Origin of the sequence: Streptomyces sp. CA-278952, from assembly GCF_028747205.1 — a bacterium.
Taxonomy (GTDB): Bacteria; Actinomycetota; Actinomycetes; order Streptomycetales; family Streptomycetaceae; genus Streptomyces.
The window spans coordinates 6,417,670-6,435,146 of record NZ_CP112880.1 but is presented as its reverse complement, the minus strand read 5'-3'; the positions used below and the strand labels follow the sequence as shown (position 1 = coordinate 6,435,146).

The 17,477-nt window shown below is 72.0% G+C and carries 15 protein-coding genes; 6 read left to right on the top strand and 9 right to left on the bottom strand.

The features are described from left to right. Positions 1 to 16: 16 nt before the first annotated feature. Positions 17 to 373 carry a hypothetical protein gene (locus N7925_RS28450; RefSeq protein WP_265602258.1) on the top strand — a complete coding sequence of 119 codons (357 nt, stop codon included), beginning with the start codon at positions 17 to 19 and terminating at the stop codon, positions 371 to 373. Between the two features lie 37 nt (positions 374 to 410). Here N7925_RS28450 and N7925_RS28445 read toward each other — a convergent pair whose 3' ends face one another. Continuing rightward, complete coding sequence (locus N7925_RS28445; RefSeq protein ID WP_265602257.1) at positions 411 to 1,109, bottom strand: class I SAM-dependent methyltransferase; 699 nt, start codon at positions 1,107 to 1,109, stop codon at positions 411 to 413. Positions 1,110 to 1,306: 197 nt separating this feature from the next. Here N7925_RS28445 and N7925_RS28440 point away from each other — a divergent pair, with 197 nt between their 5' ends. Next, positions 1,307 to 1,645, top strand: coding sequence for a DUF6343 family protein (locus N7925_RS28440; RefSeq protein ID WP_274345576.1), 339 nt, complete (start codon positions 1,307 to 1,309; stop codon positions 1,643 to 1,645). An 88-nt stretch (positions 1,646 to 1,733) separates the two neighbouring features. Here N7925_RS28440 and N7925_RS28435 read toward each other — a convergent pair whose 3' ends face one another. From N7925_RS28435 to N7925_RS28425, 3 genes are all read right to left on the bottom strand, one after another. Beyond that, on the bottom strand, positions 1,734 to 2,102 hold the full coding sequence (locus N7925_RS28435) for a tetratricopeptide repeat protein (RefSeq protein WP_265602255.1): 369 nt from the start codon (positions 2,100 to 2,102) through the stop codon (positions 1,734 to 1,736). Between the two features lie 91 nt (positions 2,103 to 2,193). Beyond that, entirely contained in the window at positions 2,194 to 2,796 is a 603-nt protein-coding gene (gene coaE / locus N7925_RS28430; RefSeq protein WP_274345575.1) for a dephospho-CoA kinase, read from the bottom strand. Positions 2,797 to 2,827: 31 nt separating this feature from the next. After that, positions 2,828 to 3,766, bottom strand: a complete 939-nt coding sequence (locus tag N7925_RS28425) for a PAC2 family protein (protein ID WP_030627562.1) — start codon at positions 3,764 to 3,766, stop codon at positions 2,828 to 2,830. Between the two features lie 307 nt (positions 3,767 to 4,073). Here N7925_RS28425 and N7925_RS28420 point away from each other — a divergent pair, with 307 nt between their 5' ends. After that, a complete protein-coding gene (locus N7925_RS28420) occupies positions 4,074 to 5,033 on the top strand; it encodes a right-handed parallel beta-helix repeat-containing protein (protein ID WP_274345574.1) in 960 nt (319 codons plus the stop codon). 111 nt (positions 5,034 to 5,144) lie between these two features. Here the strand turns inward: N7925_RS28420 and rpsA are convergent, their stop codons facing one another. Further along, the gene (rpsA, locus tag N7925_RS28415; protein ID WP_018957589.1) at positions 5,145 to 6,665 is read right to left on the bottom strand and encodes a 30S ribosomal protein S1; all 1,521 of its coding nucleotides are present in this window, start codon (positions 6,663 to 6,665) and stop codon (positions 5,145 to 5,147) included. Between the two features lie 410 nt (positions 6,666 to 7,075). Here rpsA and N7925_RS28410 point away from each other — a divergent pair, with 410 nt between their 5' ends. Together N7925_RS28410 and hrpB are read left to right on the top strand one after the other, a co-directional pair. Continuing rightward, entirely contained in the window at positions 7,076 to 7,915 is an 840-nt protein-coding gene (locus N7925_RS28410) for a class I SAM-dependent methyltransferase (RefSeq protein WP_265602252.1), read from the top strand. 60 nt (positions 7,916 to 7,975) lie between these two features. After that, positions 7,976 to 10,477: an ATP-dependent helicase HrpB gene (hrpB, locus tag N7925_RS28405; RefSeq protein ID WP_274345573.1), complete on the top strand. Its 2,502-nt coding sequence runs from the start codon at positions 7,976 to 7,978 to the stop codon at positions 10,475 to 10,477. Here hrpB and N7925_RS28400 read toward each other — a convergent pair. The 3 genes from N7925_RS28400 to N7925_RS28390 form a co-directional block, all read right to left on the bottom strand. After that, on the bottom strand, positions 10,464 to 11,429 hold the full coding sequence (locus N7925_RS28400) for a DUF3068 domain-containing protein (protein ID WP_274345572.1): 966 nt from the start codon (positions 11,427 to 11,429) through the stop codon (positions 10,464 to 10,466). The genes hrpB and N7925_RS28400 overlap by 14 nt on opposite strands. Positions 11,430 to 11,455: 26 nt before the next feature. Continuing rightward, positions 11,456 to 11,593 (bottom strand): SPW_0924 family protein, encoded by a 138-nt coding sequence (locus N7925_RS28395; protein WP_107406108.1) that lies wholly within the window; start codon positions 11,591 to 11,593, stop codon positions 11,456 to 11,458. Between the two features lie 185 nt (positions 11,594 to 11,778). Next, positions 11,779 to 13,605, bottom strand: coding sequence for a lytic transglycosylase domain-containing protein (locus N7925_RS28390; RefSeq protein WP_274345571.1), 1,827 nt, complete (start codon positions 13,603 to 13,605; stop codon positions 11,779 to 11,781). 188 nt (positions 13,606 to 13,793) lie between these two features. Here N7925_RS28390 and N7925_RS28385 point away from each other — a divergent pair, with 188 nt between their 5' ends. Beyond that, positions 13,794 to 14,669 (top strand): DUF4184 family protein, encoded by an 876-nt coding sequence (locus N7925_RS28385; protein ID WP_274345570.1) that lies wholly within the window; start codon positions 13,794 to 13,796, stop codon positions 14,667 to 14,669. A 64-nt stretch (positions 14,670 to 14,733) separates the two neighbouring features. Here N7925_RS28385 and polA read toward each other — a convergent pair whose 3' ends face one another. Beyond that, entirely contained in the window at positions 14,734 to 17,445 is a 2,712-nt protein-coding gene (polA, locus tag N7925_RS28380; protein WP_265602247.1) for a DNA polymerase I, read from the bottom strand. Positions 17,446 to 17,477 lie beyond the last annotated feature (32 nt).

The following is a 17,477-nucleotide window of genomic DNA, read 5'->3' as shown; positions in this document are numbered from 1 at the left end:
AGACGAGGACCCGCCCATGTCCGTGACCGCCACCGTTCCCCGCCGCCGACGCCGCCTCGGGATCGCCGCCGGAGCCTCGCTCCTCGCCCTCGCCGTCTCGGGTTGCTCGGGGCTCGGCCGCACCGCGGTGGGCCCGGTGACGTACACGACGGAGCGCGAAGCGGTGCTCCAGGTGAACAGCCCGTCGGTGCGCGGCTGCCACCGGATCGCTCCTGCGGGAGCTCGCGAGGTGGAGAACGGGACACTGGTCGACGCCATCATGTACCGCACACCTGACTGCACGGGCGGCAGTACGATCTATGTGCCGACTGGGTTCAGCGATGTGACGGCTACGGGCAGCGAGCCGTGGCGCAGCTACAGCTTCGTGCACTGAGCGACAGGGGCGGGCCGCCGGCAGGCCGGCGGCTGGGTCAGAGCACGGGCCGGGCCAGCAGCCACGTGCCGTCGTCGGTGAGGGGGCGCTCCACCGCGAGTCCGGCCGTCGCCAGATGCCGGGCGATGTCCTCGTCGGACAGCTCCCGCGACAGGAAGGTCTGCGTCCACCGCGCGTCGTCGAAGTGATACTCCGCGCGCACCGAGCGCACACCGTCGCCCACCGGATCCGCGGAGACGATCCGGATCAGACCGCCGGACGGGTCGGTCCGCTCCCACGGCAGCTCCGAGCGGTGGGCGACCCCCTCGCGCTGGACGAGGACGATCCCGTCGTCCCGCACATGGTCGCGGCAGACGCGCAGCATTCCGTCGCGCACCCGGTGCTCGCCCGCGTGGACCAGGAACGAGCCGAGCAGCACCACGTCGAACCGCTCGCCGCCCAGGTCCAGCGCTTCGATGGGGCTGCGCACCCTGCGCGCCCCGACGATCTCCTCCAGCATCTCGGGCGACTCGTCCACCGCCGTCACGCGGAAGCCGCGACGCACCAGCGGGTGTGTCACCCGGCCCGCCCCGCAGCCCAGTTCGAGGATGCTCGCCCCGGCGGGGGCCACGCCCGCGATCACGTCCGGCTCCTCGCCGACGGACAGCCGGCGATACAGCTCCACCGCGCACCCGTCGGGCGTGATGGCTCCGGGACCGGTCCCCTCATACCCCTCGCGTACCAGTGATTCGCTCATGAAGGACGAACGAGCCGTCACCGGGCGAGGTTCCCCGGCCATCACGCCGGGTCAGCGCCGGATCCCGCAGCGTAGCAACCCTCCCGGGCCGCGTGCCGGTTCCTCCCCGGGCCGCATGCCTGTTCCTTCCCCGTGCGCCGCGTTCTGATTTCGTACGCCGCCGGATGGGTCCATGCTGGTGGGGTGAGGTGATCGTCATGCGTACCGGCAGTGAACCCGCGACCGCCCGCAGTCCGCTGCGGATGCGGCTCTGGCTGAGCCTGTGGGGCATGCTCTGGGCCCTCTTCGGCCTGGTGGCGTTCTCCCTGAACGGACGGCCGGGCTGGGCGGCGGCCTGCGGGGTGGTGCTGCTGCTCGCGATCCTGGATCTCGGCGTGATCACGTACCGCATGCGCCAGGGCTCGCACTACCAGCCGGGCCGCGATGTCCCGCCGTACGATCCGGACCACGACGGCCGTCCGCACGGGCCGGGGACCGGCACGGACGGCCACGGGAAGAACGGAGGGCGGGCGGACCCTTCTTCCGGACGCCCCTAGGCAGCCCTGGCGGCGTCAGGCCCGGTCCGTCAGGCCCGGCTCGTCTCCGTCAGGCCCCGCTCGTCTCCGTCAGGCCCGCTCATCTCCGTCAGGCCTGCTCGTCGAACTTCGCGGCCCGGAGGTACTCCGGCTTCGGGTCGAGTGCCGCCGCCAGGCGGAAGTGCCGGGTCGCCTGCTCGGGCCGGCCGGCCCGCTCGAAGGTACGGGCCAGGGCGAAGTGGGCGAACGCGTTGTCCGGCTCGCGCTCCAGCACCAGCTCGAATTCCAGCTCGGCGGGGCGCAGCTGGGCGGCGGCGAAGAAGGCGCGGGCCCGCAGCAGCCGGGCGGCGGTGTTCTCCGGATGCGCGGCGATCACCGAGTCGAGGAGCTTGACGGCGCCCCGGGGGTCCCGGGCGTCGAGCAGTTGCTCGGCCGCACGGAAGTCGATGACGTGGGTCTCCGGATTCTTCTCGGGCACGGTCGCGTCCTTCCCTTCCCTCGCCGGTTTTCAACGTCCGCCCCGGAGCCGGTATTCCGCTACGTCCGGCCGGGGCGTCCCGTACACGGACTCAGCGGGCGGCGGCCCTGCGGACCAACTCGTCCCAGACCGTGCGCACCTGCGGTTCCAGCGCCTCCAACGGCCCGTCGTTGTCCACGATCAGGTCGGCGACGGCCCGGCGCTGGTCACGGGTGGCCTGTGCGGCCATCCTGGCACGGGCGTCGGACTCCGTCATTCCGCGCAGCGTGACGAGCCGTTCCAGCTGGGTCTCGGCGGAGGCGTCGACGACTACGACCAGGTCGTAGAGGGGGGCGAGCCCGTTCTCCGCGAGGAGGGGGACGTCGTGGACGACGACGGCGTCCTCGGGGGCCGCCCGTTCCCGTTCGGCCGCGAGGGCGCCGACCAGGGGGTGGACGATCGCGTTGAGCGCGGCGAGCCGCCCGGCGTCGGCGAAGACGAGCGCGCCGAGCGCCGGGCGGTCCAGAGCACCTTCGGCGGTCAACACGCCCGGCCCGAACTCCTCGACAACGGCCGCGAGTCCGGGGGTGCCGGGCTCGACGACCTCACGGGCGATTCGGTCGGAGTCGATCAGGACGGCACCGTACTTCACGAGCAGCCGCGACACTTCGCTCTTGCCGGCTCCGATGCCGCCGGTCAGGCCCACTTTCAGCATGGGCCGCAGCCTACGGGCCGGGCGGGGGCGCTCAGCCCTCGCCCTCCCGCTCGGCGAGGAAGCGCTCGAACTCGCGGCCGATCTCGTCGGCGGACGGCAGGTCGACCGGCTCGGCGACGAGGTTGCCGCGCGTCTCGGAGCCGGCGACGGCGTCGTACTGGTGCTCCAGGCCCTCGACGAGCGAGACCAGCTCCTCGTCGCCCTGGCCGATCTGCCGGTCGATCTCGGTCTGCGTGCGGTGCGCCTCGGTGCGCAGGGAGTGCGCGAGCGCGGGCAGCACGAGACCCGTCGCCGCGGTGATCGCCTCGAGCGCGGTCAGCGCCGCGTCCGGGTAGGAGGACCTGGCGACGTAGTGGGGGACGTGGGTGGCGACCCCGAGGACGTCGTGGCCGGACTCCATCAGCCGGTACTCGACGAGCGCTTCGGCCGAACCGGGCACCTGAGCCTCGTCGAAGGGGCTGCGGTGGCCCGGCATCAGGTCGGTGCGGTTGCCGTGCGGGGTGATGCCGACGGGACGGGTGTGCGGGACGCCCATCGGGATGCCGTGGAAGTTCACCGCGAGCCGGACGCCGAGGCGCTCGACGATCTGCTCGACGGCGGCGGCGAACCGCTCCCACTCCACGTCCGGCTCAGGGCCCGACAGCAGCAGGAAGGGCGCTCCGGTGGCGTCCTGGACCACCCGCACCTCCAGGGTCGGAGCCTCGAAGGACGTCCAGCGGTCGCGCCGGAAGGTGAGCAGGGGGCGTCGTGCGCGGTAGTCGACGAGCCGGTCGTGGTCGAAGCGCGCGACGACCTGGTGCGGCAGCGTTTCGAGCAGGCCGTCGACGATCTGCTCGCCGGTCTCGCCCGCGTCGATGTAGCCGTCGAAGTGGTAGAGCATGACCAGGCCGGCCGACTCCTGCGCCAGCGCCATGTCGACGACGGCCAGGCCCTTCGGCTCCCATTCGTACAAACTCTGCGGATCAGGCACGGTTACCGCTCCTCCTCGTGTTCCTAGGCAAGAACACGAAGGGCGGCACGCGCATTCCCCGCACCCGGCCTTTCCCCGGCGCGGGCGGGTCACGGCGCGTCAGTTGTCCGTGCCGCACGAACGGTTCGGCCTCTCCGGCATCGCCCGCCGATCCTGGTCCAGACCTTGACGCGCCCCGCCGCCGTCCCTACCGTCACTGGGCAACACGTTCAGACACGCATCTCAGGTTCATGTACAAGAACCTCGCGAGAGCGTAGCCGTACCCGTGCGAGAACATCCGGACCCCTTCGACCGGAAGGCACCCCCCATGCGCACCCGCTCCCCCCTCACCGCTCTGCTCGCCGCCGCTCTGGCCGCCGGCGGTCTCACCCTGGCCGGCGCCGGGCCCGCGAACGCCGCGGTCATCGACGTCAGCACCGCGGCCCAGCTCAAGTCGGCACTCACCACCGTCTCCCCCGGTGACACGATCCGGCTCGCCGACGGCACGTACACCGGAAACTTCAAGGCCACCCGGCCCGGCACCTCCGGGGCACGGATCACCCTCACCGGCTCCAGCAGGGCGGTCCTGACCGCCGGCGGCGGCTACGGCCTGCACCTGAACGGCGCCTCGTACTGGACCGTCCGGGGCGTCACGCTCAAGGGCGGCCAGAAGGGCATCATGACCGACGCGGCGAACGGCGTCGTCATCGACTCGGTGACCGTGCACGACCTCGACATGGAGGGCGTCCACTTCCGCAGTTCCAGCAAGGACGGCGTTCTGAAGAACTCCCGGATCTACGACACCGGGCAGAACGGACGCGGCATGGGCGAGGGCGTGTACGTCGGTTCGGCCGGCGACCTCTCCGACCGCAGCGACAACGCGCAGATCCTGAACAACACCATCGGCCCCGGTGTCGGCGGCGAGAGCATCGACATCAAGGAGGGCACGACCGGCGCGAGGATCATCGACAACACTTTCGACGGCCACGGGCTGACCGGCGCCAACTACGACGACTCCTGGGTCGACGTGAAGGGCAACAACGTCCTGGTCGAGGGCAACAAGGGCTCGCGCACCACCAACAACGGCTACGAGACCCACACCCAGCAGAGCGGCTGGGGCTGCGGCACCGTCTTCCGCGGCAACGCCTCGGACCTCTCCGGGGCCACCGGCGACAAGCGACTCGCCATCAACGTCACCAACAACAGCTCCGGTTGCCGCACCACGGTGTACGCGAGCAACACCGTCACCGGCGGCAAGGGGCTCACGAACATCGCCGTCACCCCGTAGCCGTCCCGCCCCGCCCCCTGAACGCGAGTGAGGCCCGCCCCCCGAAGGGAACGGGCCTCACTTCTACCGCTGTACAGCTACCGCAGCCGATGAGCCGCCGGGGTCAGAGCGTCAGCTCTGGCCGCCCGCGAGCTTCTCGCGCAGCGCGGCAAGGGCCTCGTCCGACGCCAGGGCGCCGGAGTTGTCCGCCGACTCCGAGGAGTAGGAGCCGCCGCCGCCACCGCCACCGCTGCCACCGGAGGCGGCCGGAGCAGCGCCGGCCGGGGCAGCAGCGCCCTCGGCCGCAGCAGCCTCGTCGGCCTCGCGGGACTTGATGACCTGGGCCTGGTGCTGCTCGAAGCGCGTCTGCGCCTCGGCGTACTGGGTCTCCCAGACCTCGCGCTGCGCCTCGAAGCCCTCGAGCCAGTCGTTGGTCTCGGGGTCGAAGCCCTCGGGGTAGATGTAGTTGCCCTGGTCGTCGTACGACGCGGCCATGCCGTACAGCGTCGGGTCGAACTCGACCGAGGCCGGGTCGCCACCGAAGGACTCGTTGGCCTGCTTCAGCGAGAGGCTGATGCGACGACGCTCGAGGTCGATGTCGATGACCTTGACGAAGATCTCGTCGTTGACCTGGACGACCTGCTCCGGGATCTCCACGTGGCGCTCGGCCAGCTCGGAGATGTGGACCAGGCCCTCGATGCCCTCGTCGACGCGGACGAACGCACCGAAGGGAACGAGCTTGGTGACCTTACCCGGGACGACCTGACCGATCTGGTGCGTCCGGGCGAACTGCTGCCACGGGTCTTCCTGCGTCGCCTTGAGCGACAGGGAGACGCGCTCGCGGTCCATGTCGACGTCGAGAACCTCGACGGTGACTTCCTGGCCGACCTCGACAACCTCGGAGGGGTGGTCGATGTGCTTCCAGGACAGCTCGGAGACGTGCACGAGACCGTCGACGCCACCCAGGTCCACGAAGGCACCGAAGTTGACGATCGAGGAGACGACGCCGGAGCGGACCTGACCCTTCTGCAGGGTCGTGAGGAAGGTCTGGCGAACCTCGGACTGGGTCTGCTCGAGCCAGGCACGGCGGGACAGGACCACGTTGTTGCGGTTCTTGTCCAGCTCGATGATCTTGGCCTCGAGCTCCTTGCCCACGTAGGGCTGGAGGTCGCGGACGCGACGCATCTCGACGAGCGACGCCGGCAGGAAGCCACGGAGGCCGATGTCGAGGATGAGACCACCCTTGACCACCTCGATGACGGTACCGGTGACGATGCCGTCCTCTTCCTTGATCTTCTCGATGGTGCCCCAAGCACGCTCGTACTGAGCGCGCTTCTTCGAGAGAATCAGGCGGCCTTCCTTGTCCTCCTTCTGGAGAACCAGGGCCTCGATCTCGTCGCCGACCTTGACGACCTCGTTCGGGTCGACGTCGTGCTTGATCGAGAGCTCGCGGCTCGGGATGACACCTTCGGTCTTGTAACCGATGTCGAGGAGGACCTCGTCCCGGTCAACCTTGACGATGACGCCATCAACGATGTCGCCGTCGTTGAAGTACTTGATCGTCTCGTCGATCGCCGCGAGGAACGCGTCCGCGTCGCCGATGTCGTTGACCGCAACCTGCGGCGTGGTGGTGGTCTCGGTGCTGCTCGTCATGTGGGAAAGGGCTCCGGTACGGACAGAGAGTCGTAGGTACTGCTACGCCGAAAGCCCGTATCGCCTCTGCAGAAGCCGGACAGCCTGGAAAGCACGCAATCCGTTTCCGGAGAGACGCTCTCGACAACCGAGGGGACATGCAACAGACGCGAGCGCGGCCTGCTAGGTCTGAGGCGCGCAGGCTCGCAGCGCAACTTGTAGCATACGGGGGCAGCCGGACAGGGTCAATGCGCGAAGGCGCACACCCGGGGCACATCGCCCCAATTCCGGCGCAACTCGTGTTCCCCGAGGCCACATCGGCCCGAGAACGCTACGGCACGGCGCCGCGGACGCGCGTCCGTACCCCTGGGGTACGCCCCCTGGTACGTACCGCGCGCGGCGGGTGAAGGCAAACTACAACGACGGGCACGATGAGCCAAGAGATCCACGGGACCCGCTCCGCGGAACCCGCACAGCCCCCGGAGCCGGAAGCCACACGCCGTGCGGCGGACGAGACGGAGAGCAGCCGGGCCAGCCGCGGCTGGTGGGACCGGAACGCCGACGACTACCAGAGCGACCACGGCGGTTTCCTGGGGGACGACCGCTTCGTCTGGGGTCCCGAAGGGCTGGACGAGGCGGACGCCGCCCTGCTGGGGCCCGCCGGCTCCCTCAAGGGCCTCGACGTCCTGGAGATCGGCGCCGGGGCCGCCCAGTGCTCGCGCTGGCTGGCCGGGCAGGGCGCCCGCCCGGTCGCGCTCGACCTCTCCCACCGCCAGCTCCAGCACGCCCTGCGGATCGGCGGGGACGTGCCCCTGGTCGAGGCCGACGCGGGCCGGCTCCCGTTCCGGGACGGGGCCTTCGACCTGGCCTGCTCCGCGTACGGGGCGGTGCCGTTCGTCGCCGACCCCGTGCGGGTCTTCCGCGAGGTCCACCGGGTACTGCGGCCCGGCGGGCGCTGGGTGTTCTCCGTGACGCACCCGATCCGCTGGGCTTTCCCGGACGAACCCGGGCCCGAGGGGCTGTCCGTCGCCGCCTCCTACTTCGACCGCGTCCCCTACGTGGAGCAGGACGAGGGCGGCGACGCCGTCTATGTGGAACACCACCGCACGCTGGGCGACCGGGTCCGGGACGTGGTGGCGGGCGGCTTCCGGCTGGTCGACCTGGTCGAACCGGAATGGCCGGCCTGGAACAGCCAGGAGTGGGGCGGCTGGTCCCCGCTGCGCGGCAACCTGATCCCGGGCACGGCGATCTTCGTCTGCGAGCGGGGCTGATCCGCTGACCGGCCGGGGTGCGCGGCACCCCTGGGGAGGCTCCCGTACGACACTGGGGGCGTGATCCGCACCGAAGCCCTGGACCGACTGCCCGTCAGCATTGCCGTGCCCGCCCTGCGGCGCGCGCTCGACGACCGGGGCGTCGCCGTCCTGTGCGCCCCGCCCGGCACCGGCAAGACGACGCTCGTCCCGCTGGTGCTGGCCGGGCTGACCGGCCAGGGCCCGGTGCGCCGGGTCGTGGTCGCCGAGCCGCGCCGGATCGCCGCGCGGGCCGCGGCGCGGCGGATGGCCTGGCTGCTGGGCGAGCGGCCGGGCGAGCGGGTCGGCTTCACGGTGCGCGGCGAGCGTGTGGTGGGGCGGGACACGGTGGTGGAGGTGGTGACCACCGGGGTGCTGCTCCAGCGGCTCCAGCGGGACCAGGAGCTGGCCGGGGTCGACGTGGTGATCATCGACGAGTGCCACGAGCGGCACCTGGACGCCGACACGGTCGCCGCGTTCCTCCTGGACGTACGGGAGGCGATCCGGCCCGATCTGCGGCTGGTGGCGGCGTCCGCGACGACGGACGCGGAGGGCTGGGCGCGGCTGCTCGGCGACGCCCCGGTGATCGAGGCGGAGGGCGTCTCGTATCCGGTGGAGGTCCTCTGGGCGCCGCCCGCCCGTCCGGTGAAACCGCCGCACGGGATGCGCGTCGACCCCGCGCTGCTGACGCACGTGGCGGCGACCGTGCGGCGGGCGCTCGCCGAGCGGGAGGGGGACGTGCTCTGCTTCCTGCCCGGCGTCGGGGAGATCGGGCGGGTGGCCGGGCAGCTCGCGGGCGTGGACGCGGAGGTGCTCCAGGTGCACGGGCGGGCTCCGGCCGCCGTGCAGGACGCGGTGCTCGCCGGGTCGTCCGGAAGGCGGCGGGTGGTCCTGGCCACCTCGGTGGCGGAGTCGTCACTGACGGTGCCGGGGGTGCGGATCGTCGTCGACTCGGGTCTCGCCCGGGAACCCCGCACCGACCATGCCCGGGGGCTGGGCGCCCTGAGCACCGTACGGGCCTCCCGGGCGGCCGGGCGGCAGCGTGCCGGGCGGGCGGGGCGGGAGGCTCCGGGGGCGGTGTACCGGTGCTGGGACCAGGCCGAGGACGGGCGGCTCGCGCGCTTCCCCTCGCCCGAGATCAAGGTCGCCGACCTGGCCGCCTTCGCGCTCCAGGCGGCGTGCTGGGGCGATCCGGACGCCTCCTCGCTCGCGCTGCTGGACCCGCCGCCCGCCGGGGCGATGGGCGCCGCCCGAGAGGTGCTGGAGGCGATCGGCGCGGTGGACGGCGAGGGCCGGGTCACCGAGCGCGGCACCCGGATGTCCCGGCTCGGGCTGCACCCCCGGCTGGCGCGGGCCCTGCTGGACGGCGCCCGGGAGGCGGGGGCGCGGCGGGCCGCGGAGGTGGTGGCGCTGCTGAGCGAGGAGCCGCCGAGGGAGTACGGGGACGATCTCGCGGCGGCGCTGCGGACCGCCCGTCGGGGCCAGGACGGATACGCGGGGCGCTGGAAGCAGGAGGTGCGCCGGCTGTCGGGCCAGGTGGAAGGCGCCGGCTCCGGCGGGGCCCGGGGCGACGACGCCGTCGTCGGTCTCGTCGCCGCGCTGGCGTTCCCGGAGCGGGTGGCGCGGGCCCGGGGCGACGGGGCCTTCCTGATGGCGTCGGGCACGGGCGCGGAGCTGCGGGACACCTCACGGCTGCGCAGTGCGCCCTGGCTGGCCGTGGCGGTCGCGGACCGGCCCTCGCATGCTGCGTCGGCGCGGGTGCGGCTGGCGGTGGTGGTCGACGAGCCCACCGCGCTGCTGGCCGCCGGGCATCTGCGGGTGCGGGGCGAGGAGGTCAGGTGGGTGGACGGCGAGGTGGTGGCCCGGTCGGTGGACCGGTTGGGGGCGGTGGAGCTGGCGGTACGCCCGCTGCGCCGGCCCGATCCGGAGCTGGTGCGCGGGGCCCTGGTCGAGGGACTGCGGCGGGAGGGGCTCGGGCTGCTGCGGTGGACCCGGGACAGCGAGCAGTTCCGGCTGCGCCTGGCGTTCCTGCACCGGGTGCTGGGTGCGCCGTGGCCGGACGTGTCGGACGAGGCGCTGCTCGCCCGGACCGGGGCGTGGCTGGAGCCGGAGCTGTCGCGGGCCCGGCACCGCTCGGACCTGGGCCGGATCGACGCGGGCCAGGCGTTGCGGCGGCTGCTGCCCTGGGCGACCGGGGAGGCCGCCCGGCTGGACGAGCTGGCGCCGGAGCGGATCGAGGTGCCGAGCGGCTCCCGTATCAGGGTCGAGTACGGCGGCGATCAGCCCGTCCTGGCGGTGAAGCTCCAGGAGTTGTTCGGGCTGGGCGAGACGCCCCGGGTGGCCGGGGTGCCGGTCCTGGTGCACCTGCTCTCCCCCGCCGGGCGGCCCGCGGCCGTCACCGCGGACCTGGCGTCGTTCTGGCGGGAGGGCTACAAGGCGGTCCGTGCGGAGCTGCGCGGCCGCTACCCGAAGCATCCGTGGCCGGAGGACCCCGCGACCGTACCGGCGACGCGGTTCACCTCGGCCCGGCTCAAGCGGTCGTAGGGCTCTCCGCCTGCCGGGAGCGCGCCTCCAGCCAGAGAGCGAGCGCGAGCAGTCCGATGCCGAGGCCGAGGAAGCCCCAGGGCAGGTACGAGGTGAGGAGGAGGACCAGGACGCGCTGGGACTTCACCAGGTCGACGGTGTCCGCGATGTAGTCCTCGCGCATCTTCACATGGCCGGAGAACGCGGTGACGGTGTCCTCGGACATGCCCATCTTCTTGGCGTCGCGCAGCTCCTCCGTGTGAATCTCCTCGCCGTTGACGGGGGCTCCGGTGACGGGGTCGACCCAGAACATGCGCTTCGTCGTGTACCAGCGGGTCATGCCGGTCTGTGCGATCTGTTCGGCGGTGATGCCCTTGATGGGCATCTTCTTGGGCATCGGGACCTTGGTCCACGAGATGGTCTGCTCGAAGTAGTACACCTCCAGACCGCGGAAGGTCCGGGTGCCCCTGTAGTGGATGGGGGCGGTGGTGCGGCTCTGGGCGTCGAAGTACTCGTAGTCCCTCTTCTCGGTGAGGAAGGGCCACTTGTACTCGATGCCCTCGCGCCGGACCGGGTCGCCGTCGACCATCTCGCCGGTGGCGTTGACGGGGGCCTGGCTGTGGGCGTCGAAGATGTAGCGCTCGGGGATCTCGGAGACCATCTTTCCGTCGGGGCCCTGGATGTAGGAGAGCGCGTCCCAGACGACGACGTCGCGTCCGGCGCTGCGTTCGATCTTCTCGGACTCCTCCACGTTGCCCTTGAGCGTCTGGACGATGGTGACCTTCTCGACCTTCCTGGCCTTGAGGGTGGTGTAGTCGAGGAGGGTCGCGGGGGACGCCTCCAGGACGACTTCCTGGTACTGGTTGGGCGGGACCTTGGCCAGGCGCGGGAAGGCGTACCAGCGCAGCAGGGGTGACAGGGCGGCGAAGAACACGGCGAAGGCCAGGAGTACGAGACCGGCTCGGCGGCGCATGGTGGTGACCTCTCCCTCTGCGGCGGCTATCTCTTCGGTCCCGGGACGGTGGTCAGCAGGGGTTTCGGCGAGGTCTCCCCGGCCGGGGAGCCGACGGCGGAGACGGTGAACACGAGCACGAGGGCGGCGGCCAGTCCGATGGCGGCGGCGACGAGGGCACGCATGCTCGGCCTCCCGGGGCGGTGATCCGATGACGGCGTCCTGATGGGCCGCCGACTACCTGATGGGTCGTCAGGGCTGGGGCACCGTAGCAACCGGGGCGCGAGATGAGAACACAGCGGACAGCCCCTCGGCCGGATGACCGAGGGGCTGTGCGCGGTGGCTGTGCGGTGGGGCGGGTGCGGCGGGGTCAGGCTGCGGGGGTTCCCGTCTCCTTCGGAGCCGCCTCCTCGGGGGCTGTCCCCTCCGGGGCGGCCTCCTCCGGGGCTGTCTCCTCGGGGGCTGTCTCCTCGGGGGCTGTCTCCTCCGGGGCTGTCTCCTCCGGGGCCTGGATGGTGAGTTCGATGACGACCGAGGCGCCGCCCTCGGTGGTGAGGCGCAGTTTGAAGGTGCCCTCGGTGTCGTCCGCGAAGATCTGCGGGAGCCGGAGCACGCCCTCGGCGTCCGTCGTCAGGGTGGTCAGGGTGCGCACCGGCTTGCCGGCCGCGTCCTTGAAGTACGGGCCCTTGTCGTTGTCGAAGAGCCCCAGGGGGTCCTTGACCATGGTGGCGGTGACGGCCACTCCGGCCGCCGCCGCGTCCTTGTACGTGGCCCTGACGGTGACGGCGTCCGCGAACCTCTCGCCGGGTGCGGCGACGAGCGCCTTCTCGCCGGTCCGGGCGATCGCGTCGGCCTGGCGGGCGGTGACGGTCGCCGCGTAGGTCAGGGTGCGCGGCCTGCCGGTGCCCGCGACGGCGGTCACCGCGAACTCCCCGGCCTTCTCCCCGGCCCTCAGCTCCGGCGCGGTGGCGGTGCCGTCGGCCCCGGTCCGCACCGTGGCGGTCTTCTTGCCGCCGGCGAAGAGCGTGCCGGTGTTCCCGGTGACGGTGAACGTGACGGACACCTTGCCGAGCGGTGCGCCGAGCGCGTTGCGGGCGAGGACGGCGACCCGCTCGTCGAACGCCTGGCCTGCGGTGGCGCGGAGCGGGCCGGTGCCGGCGTTCTCCAGGGAGCCGAAGGTCTCGGCCGGCGTCGGCTTGGAGGTGGGCGGCTTCGGCGGCTTGGGCGTCGGGCTGGTGGAGCCGTCGCCGGGCTTCGAGGGGCCCGGGCTGGGCTTCCCGCCCGGCTTGTCCGGGGAGGGTTTCGGGCTCGGGGTGGCGCTCGGACCGGGACGGGTGCTCGGGCCCGGGTTCGGGGAGGGGGTGCTCGGAGTGGTGGGCAGCGTTCCGGTGCCGTCGGGGATCTCGTGCGTACCGCGCTGGTAGTAGGAGAACCAGGAGCGGACCGTGCGCAGGTACTCGTTCGACCGGTTGTAGCTCAGCACGGCCTTGTCGAGGTCGGCGGCGATGGCCAGATCCCGGTCGTTGGCGCAGAGGTAGCGGCCGGCGGCGAGCGCCGCGTCGAAGATGTTGTTGGGGTCCTTGCGGCCGTCGCTGTTGGCGTCCTGGCCCCAGGCGGCCCAGGTCGACGGGATGAACTGCATCGGGCCGACCGCGCGGTCGTGGACCGCGTCGCTGTCGTACGCGCCGCCGTCGGTGTCCTTGATCAGGGCGAAGCCCTGGCCGTTGAGGGCCGGGCCGAGGATCGGGGGGCTGGCGGTGCCGTTGGCGTCGACGCGTCCGCCGCGCGCCTGGCCGGACTCGACCTTGCCGATCGCCGCGAGGAGTTGCCAGGGCAGCCGGCAGGCGGGGTCGGTCGTCCTGACGGTCTGCTCGGCCTGCTTGTACGCGGCCAGGACCGAAGCCGGAATGCCCGCTTCCGCACTCCCGGTCGCCGGCAGGTTGCTGGAGGCTCCGGGCTTGTTGGGCGTGACCAGGGGCGGAAGGTCGGTGTAGTAGGGCGAGTTGCCGGTCGCGGCGCCGTCGTCCTCGGTGCTCGCGGTGTCCTCACCGGCCGCCTTCGGGTCACCGCCGCCGACGGGTCCGTCGGCCAGGGTCGCTGCGGGCGCCTGCGAGGCCGCGAGTGCCGCCACGGCGGCCGCCGCCACCGCGGTGGTCGTGGCCCCCTTGCGCAGACGTCGGCGAATGTGCGCTGCCATACGTTCCGGTCCCTCCCCCTCGAAGGCTGCTCGCGCTCCCCAGCGCGAGGACTCCAGCGACCCTACGGCAACTTGTGTCGGCCGAGCACCGGGCTCTGACCGCTTCTTACTGTTTTTTCACGTTCGCGGGCGCATGTTGTCCTGCGGGCCACGGAAGGGTGCCCGAACGGTCCCGCATACTGGCCGCCATGCCGTTCACGCTCAGTCATGCCGCCGCCGTGCTCCCGGCGATCCGCCGGGACGGGACGGCCCGGTGGCCGCTGTTCCCCTCCGCTCTCGTCGCCGGTTCGTTCGCGCCCGACATCACCTACTTCGCGGACACGGTGATCCCCGGGGCGATGGCGTTCGGGTCGTTCACGCACACCTTCCTCGGGGTCGTCACGGTGAACGTGGTCATCGCGGCGGCGCTGGTGGCGGTGTGGGTCCTGCTGCGGGAGCCGTTGGCGGCGCTGTTGCCGGTACGCGTACGGGGCCGCGTCCACGCCTTCGTCCGGGGGCAGCGGTGGACGCGCGTCTCCTTCGGTCCTTCCGCCTGGCTCTGGTTCGCCGTCTCCGGTGCGCTGGGGGCGGCCACGCATGTGGTGTGGGACGCGTTCACCCACCACAGCCGGTGGGGGACGGAGCTGGTGCCGGTGCTCAGCCGCAGCTTCGGCGGTTTCCCGGTGTTCCAGTCCGTCCAGTACGGCAGTTCGGCCCTGGCCCTCGTGGTCATCGGCTGGTTCGCCGTCACCGGGCTCCGGCGGACGCCGAAGGTCCCCGCGCCCGATGAGGTGCCGGTGCTCGGCCGCCGGGAGAGGTGGGGCGCTATCGGCCTGCTGGGCCTGTGCGTGCTGCTCGGCGCCGTCCACCGGTGCGTCCGCTGGTACGCCCGCTTCGGCCGGGTGGAGAGCCCGCTCGACATCATCCCCACGGCCTGCTTCGGCGCGGGTGCCGGGCTGGCGGCCGGGCTGCTGCTGTACGGGGTGTGGATGCGGCTGCCGGGCAGGCGGCGGGGGACGAAGGGCCCGGAGCGGTCGCCGGCAGCGGAGAGGTCCCGTACGGGAGCGCCGGCCGGCCGGAGCTAGCGACGAGCAGAAGGGCCGGGCCCGGAGCCGTGACGCGGTCCGGGCCCGGCCTCTGCCGGGTGGTTCAGTGCGCGGCCGACTCCCAGTCCTTGCCGACGCCGACCGACACGTCGAGCGGGGCGCGCAGCTCGACCGCGTGGGCCATCTCGTGGCGCAGGATCTCCTCGACCCGCTTCCCCTCGCCCTTCGCGATCTCCAGGACGATTTCGTCGTGCACCTGGAGCAGCATCCGCGAGGTCAGCCCGGCTTCGGTGAGCGCCTTGTCCACCCGCAGCATCGCCACCTTCACGATGTCCGCGGCGGTGCCCTGGATCGGGGCGTTGAGCGCCATCCGCTCGGCGGCCTCGCGGCGCTGGCGGTTGTCGCTGTTCAGGTCGGGGAGATAGCGGCGCCGGCCGAGGATCGTCTCGGTGTACCCGGTGGCCCTGGCCTCCTCGACGACCCGGTGGAGATAGTCCCGTACCCCGCCGAACCGCTCGAAGTAGGTGTCCATCAGCACCCGGGCCTCGGCGGGGTCGATGTTCAGCTGCTGGGAGAGGCCGAACGCGGAGAGACCGTACGCCAGGCCGTAGGACATGGCCTTGATCTTGCGGCGCATCTCCGCGTCGACCGCGTCCTTCTCGACGCCGAAGACCTGCGAGGCGACCGTGGTGTGCAGGTCCTCGCCCGAGGCGAACGCCTCGAGCAGACCGGCGTCCTCGGAGAGGTGCGCCATCACCCGCAGCTCGATCTGGCTGTAGTCCGCCGTCATCAGCGTCTCGAAGCCCTCGCCGACGACGAAGCCCCGGCGGATCGCCCGGCCCTCGTCCGTGCGGACGGGGATGTTCTGCAGGTTGGGCTCGGTGGAGGAGAGCCGGCCGGTCGCCGCCACCGTCTGGTTGAACGTGGTGTGGATCCGGCCGTCGGCGGCGATCGTCTTGATCAGGCCCTCGACGGTGACCCGCAGCCTGGCCTGATCGCGGTGGCGCAGCATGAGGACCGGCAGCTCGTGCTCGGTCTGCGCGGCCAGCCAGGCCAGCGCGTCCGCGTCCGTCGTGTACCCCGTCTTGGTCTTCTTCGTCTTCGGCAGGCCCAGCTCACCGAAGAGGATCTCCTGGAGCTGCTTGGGCGATCCGAGGTTGAACTCACGGCCCACCGCCGCGTGCGCCTCCTTGATCGCCTGCTGCACGGTCCCGGCGAACTGCTGCTCCAACCTCTCCAGATGGGCCCGGTCCGCGGCGATCCCGTGCCGCTCCAGACGGGCCAGGAGGATCGACGTCGGCAGCTCCATGTCGTGCAGCAGCTCCGCCGCGCCCACCTCCTTGAGGCGGGTGGTGAACGCGTCGCCCAGGTCGAGCACGGCGCGGGCCTGCGCCATCAGGGCGTCCGCCTCGGCCCGGTCGTCCGCGCCGAAGGCCAGCTGCCCGTCGGAGGCGGCGGCCGGGGCCAGCTCCCGGCCCAGATACTCCACGGCCAGCGCGTCCAGGGCGAAGGAGCGACGGCCCGGCTTCACCAGATACGCGGCGAGCGCGGTGTCCATCGCGACGCCTTCGAGCCGCCAGCCGTGCTCGGGGAGGACCCGCATCACGTTCTTCGCGTTGTGCAGGACCTTCGGCCGCGCCGGGTCCGAGACCCAGGCGGCGAACGCCTGCTCGTCGGCCTCCTCCAGCTGGGTGGGGTCCAGCCAGGCGGCGGTCCCGTCGGCGGCGGCGAGCGCGATCTCCGTGACCGTGCCGGCGCCCAGCGACCAGGTGTCCACCGTCATGACGCCGAGCGGCTGCGCGCCGTGCGCCTCCAGCCAGGGGGCGACCTCGCCGGAGCCGAGCACGGTCCCGTCCAGCTCGATACCGGCGGCGGGCGCGGGCGGCTCGGCCTCCGCCGCCCCGGGGTCGACGGCGAGGAGGCGCTCGCGCAGGCTCGGGTTGCGGATCTCCAGTATGTCCAGGACACCGGTGACCGCCGTGCGGTCGTACGGGGCGCGCTCCAGCTCGGCCGGGGCCTTCGGCAGCTCCACGTCACGGACCATCTCGGTCAGTACCCGGTTCATCTTCACCGCGTCCAGGTGGTCGCGGAAATTCTGCCCGGCCTTGCCCTTGACCTCATCGGCCCGCTCGACCAGCTCGGCGAAGGAACCGAACTGGTTGATCCACTTCGCGGCCGTCTTCTCCCCCACCCCGGGAATGCCGGGGAGGTTGTCCGACGGGTCGCCGCGCAGGGCGGCGAAGTCCGGATACTGGCGCGGGGTGAGCCCGTACTTCTCGACGACCTTCTCCGGGGTGAACCGGGTCAGCTCGGAGACCCCCTTGGTGGGGTACAGCACGGTCACGTTCTCCGTGATCAGCTGGAAGGAGTCCCGGTCACCGGTGACGATCAGCACCTCGAACCCGGCCGCCTCGGCCTGGGTCGCCAGCGTCGCGATGACGTCGTCCGCCTCGAAACCGTCCACCGCGAACCGGTCCGCGTGCATCGCGTCCAGCAGCTCGCCGATCAGCTCGACCTGCCCCTTGAACTCGTCGGGGGTCTTGGAGCGGTTCGCCTTGTACTCCGGGAACTCCTGCGCGCGCCAGGTCTTGCGGGACACGTCGAACGCCACCGCGAAGTGCGTCGGCGCCTCATCACGCAGGGTGTTCGCCAGCATCGACATGAAGCCGTACACGGCATTCGTCGGCTGCCCCACCGCCGTCGTGAAATTCTCCGCGGGCAGGGCGAAGAACGCCCGGTACGCCAGGGAGTGCCCGTCCATGAGGAGCAGGCGCGGTCGGTTGTCTGCCGTCTTCTTCGATGCCGTCTCAGCCACGCCCCCGATCCTGCCACGGCCCACTGACAATC

Bases quoted from the DNA above. Each gene is read 5' to 3' on its own strand.
- N7925_RS28450 (WP_265602258.1), top strand. From the start codon at position 17: ATGTCCGTGACCGCCACCGTTCCCCGCCGCCGACGCCGCCTCGGGATC.
- N7925_RS28445 (WP_265602257.1), bottom strand. From the start codon at position 1,109: ATGAGCGAATCACTGGTACGCGAGGGGTATGAGGGGACCGGTCCCGGA.
- N7925_RS28440 (WP_274345576.1), top strand. From the start codon at position 1,307: ATGCGTACCGGCAGTGAACCCGCGACCGCCCGCAGTCCGCTGCGGATG.
- coaE (WP_274345575.1), bottom strand. From the start codon at position 2,796: ATGCTGAAAGTGGGCCTGACCGGCGGCATCGGAGCCGGCAAGAGCGAA.
- N7925_RS28420 (WP_274345574.1), top strand. From the start codon at position 4,074: ATGCGCACCCGCTCCCCCCTCACCGCTCTGCTCGCCGCCGCTCTGGCC.
- rpsA (WP_018957589.1), bottom strand. From the start codon at position 6,665: ATGACGAGCAGCACCGAGACCACCACCACGCCGCAGGTTGCGGTCAAC.
- N7925_RS28410 (WP_265602252.1), top strand. From the start codon at position 7,076: ATGAGCCAAGAGATCCACGGGACCCGCTCCGCGGAACCCGCACAGCCC.
- N7925_RS28400 (WP_274345572.1), bottom strand. From the start codon at position 11,429: ATGCGCCGCCGAGCCGGTCTCGTACTCCTGGCCTTCGCCGTGTTCTTC.
- N7925_RS28395 (WP_107406108.1), bottom strand. From the start codon at position 11,593: ATGCGTGCCCTCGTCGCCGCCGCCATCGGACTGGCCGCCGCCCTCGTG.
- N7925_RS28390 (WP_274345571.1), bottom strand. From the start codon at position 13,605: ATGGCAGCGCACATTCGCCGACGTCTGCGCAAGGGGGCCACGACCACC.
- N7925_RS28385 (WP_274345570.1), top strand. From the start codon at position 13,794: ATGCCGTTCACGCTCAGTCATGCCGCCGCCGTGCTCCCGGCGATCCGC.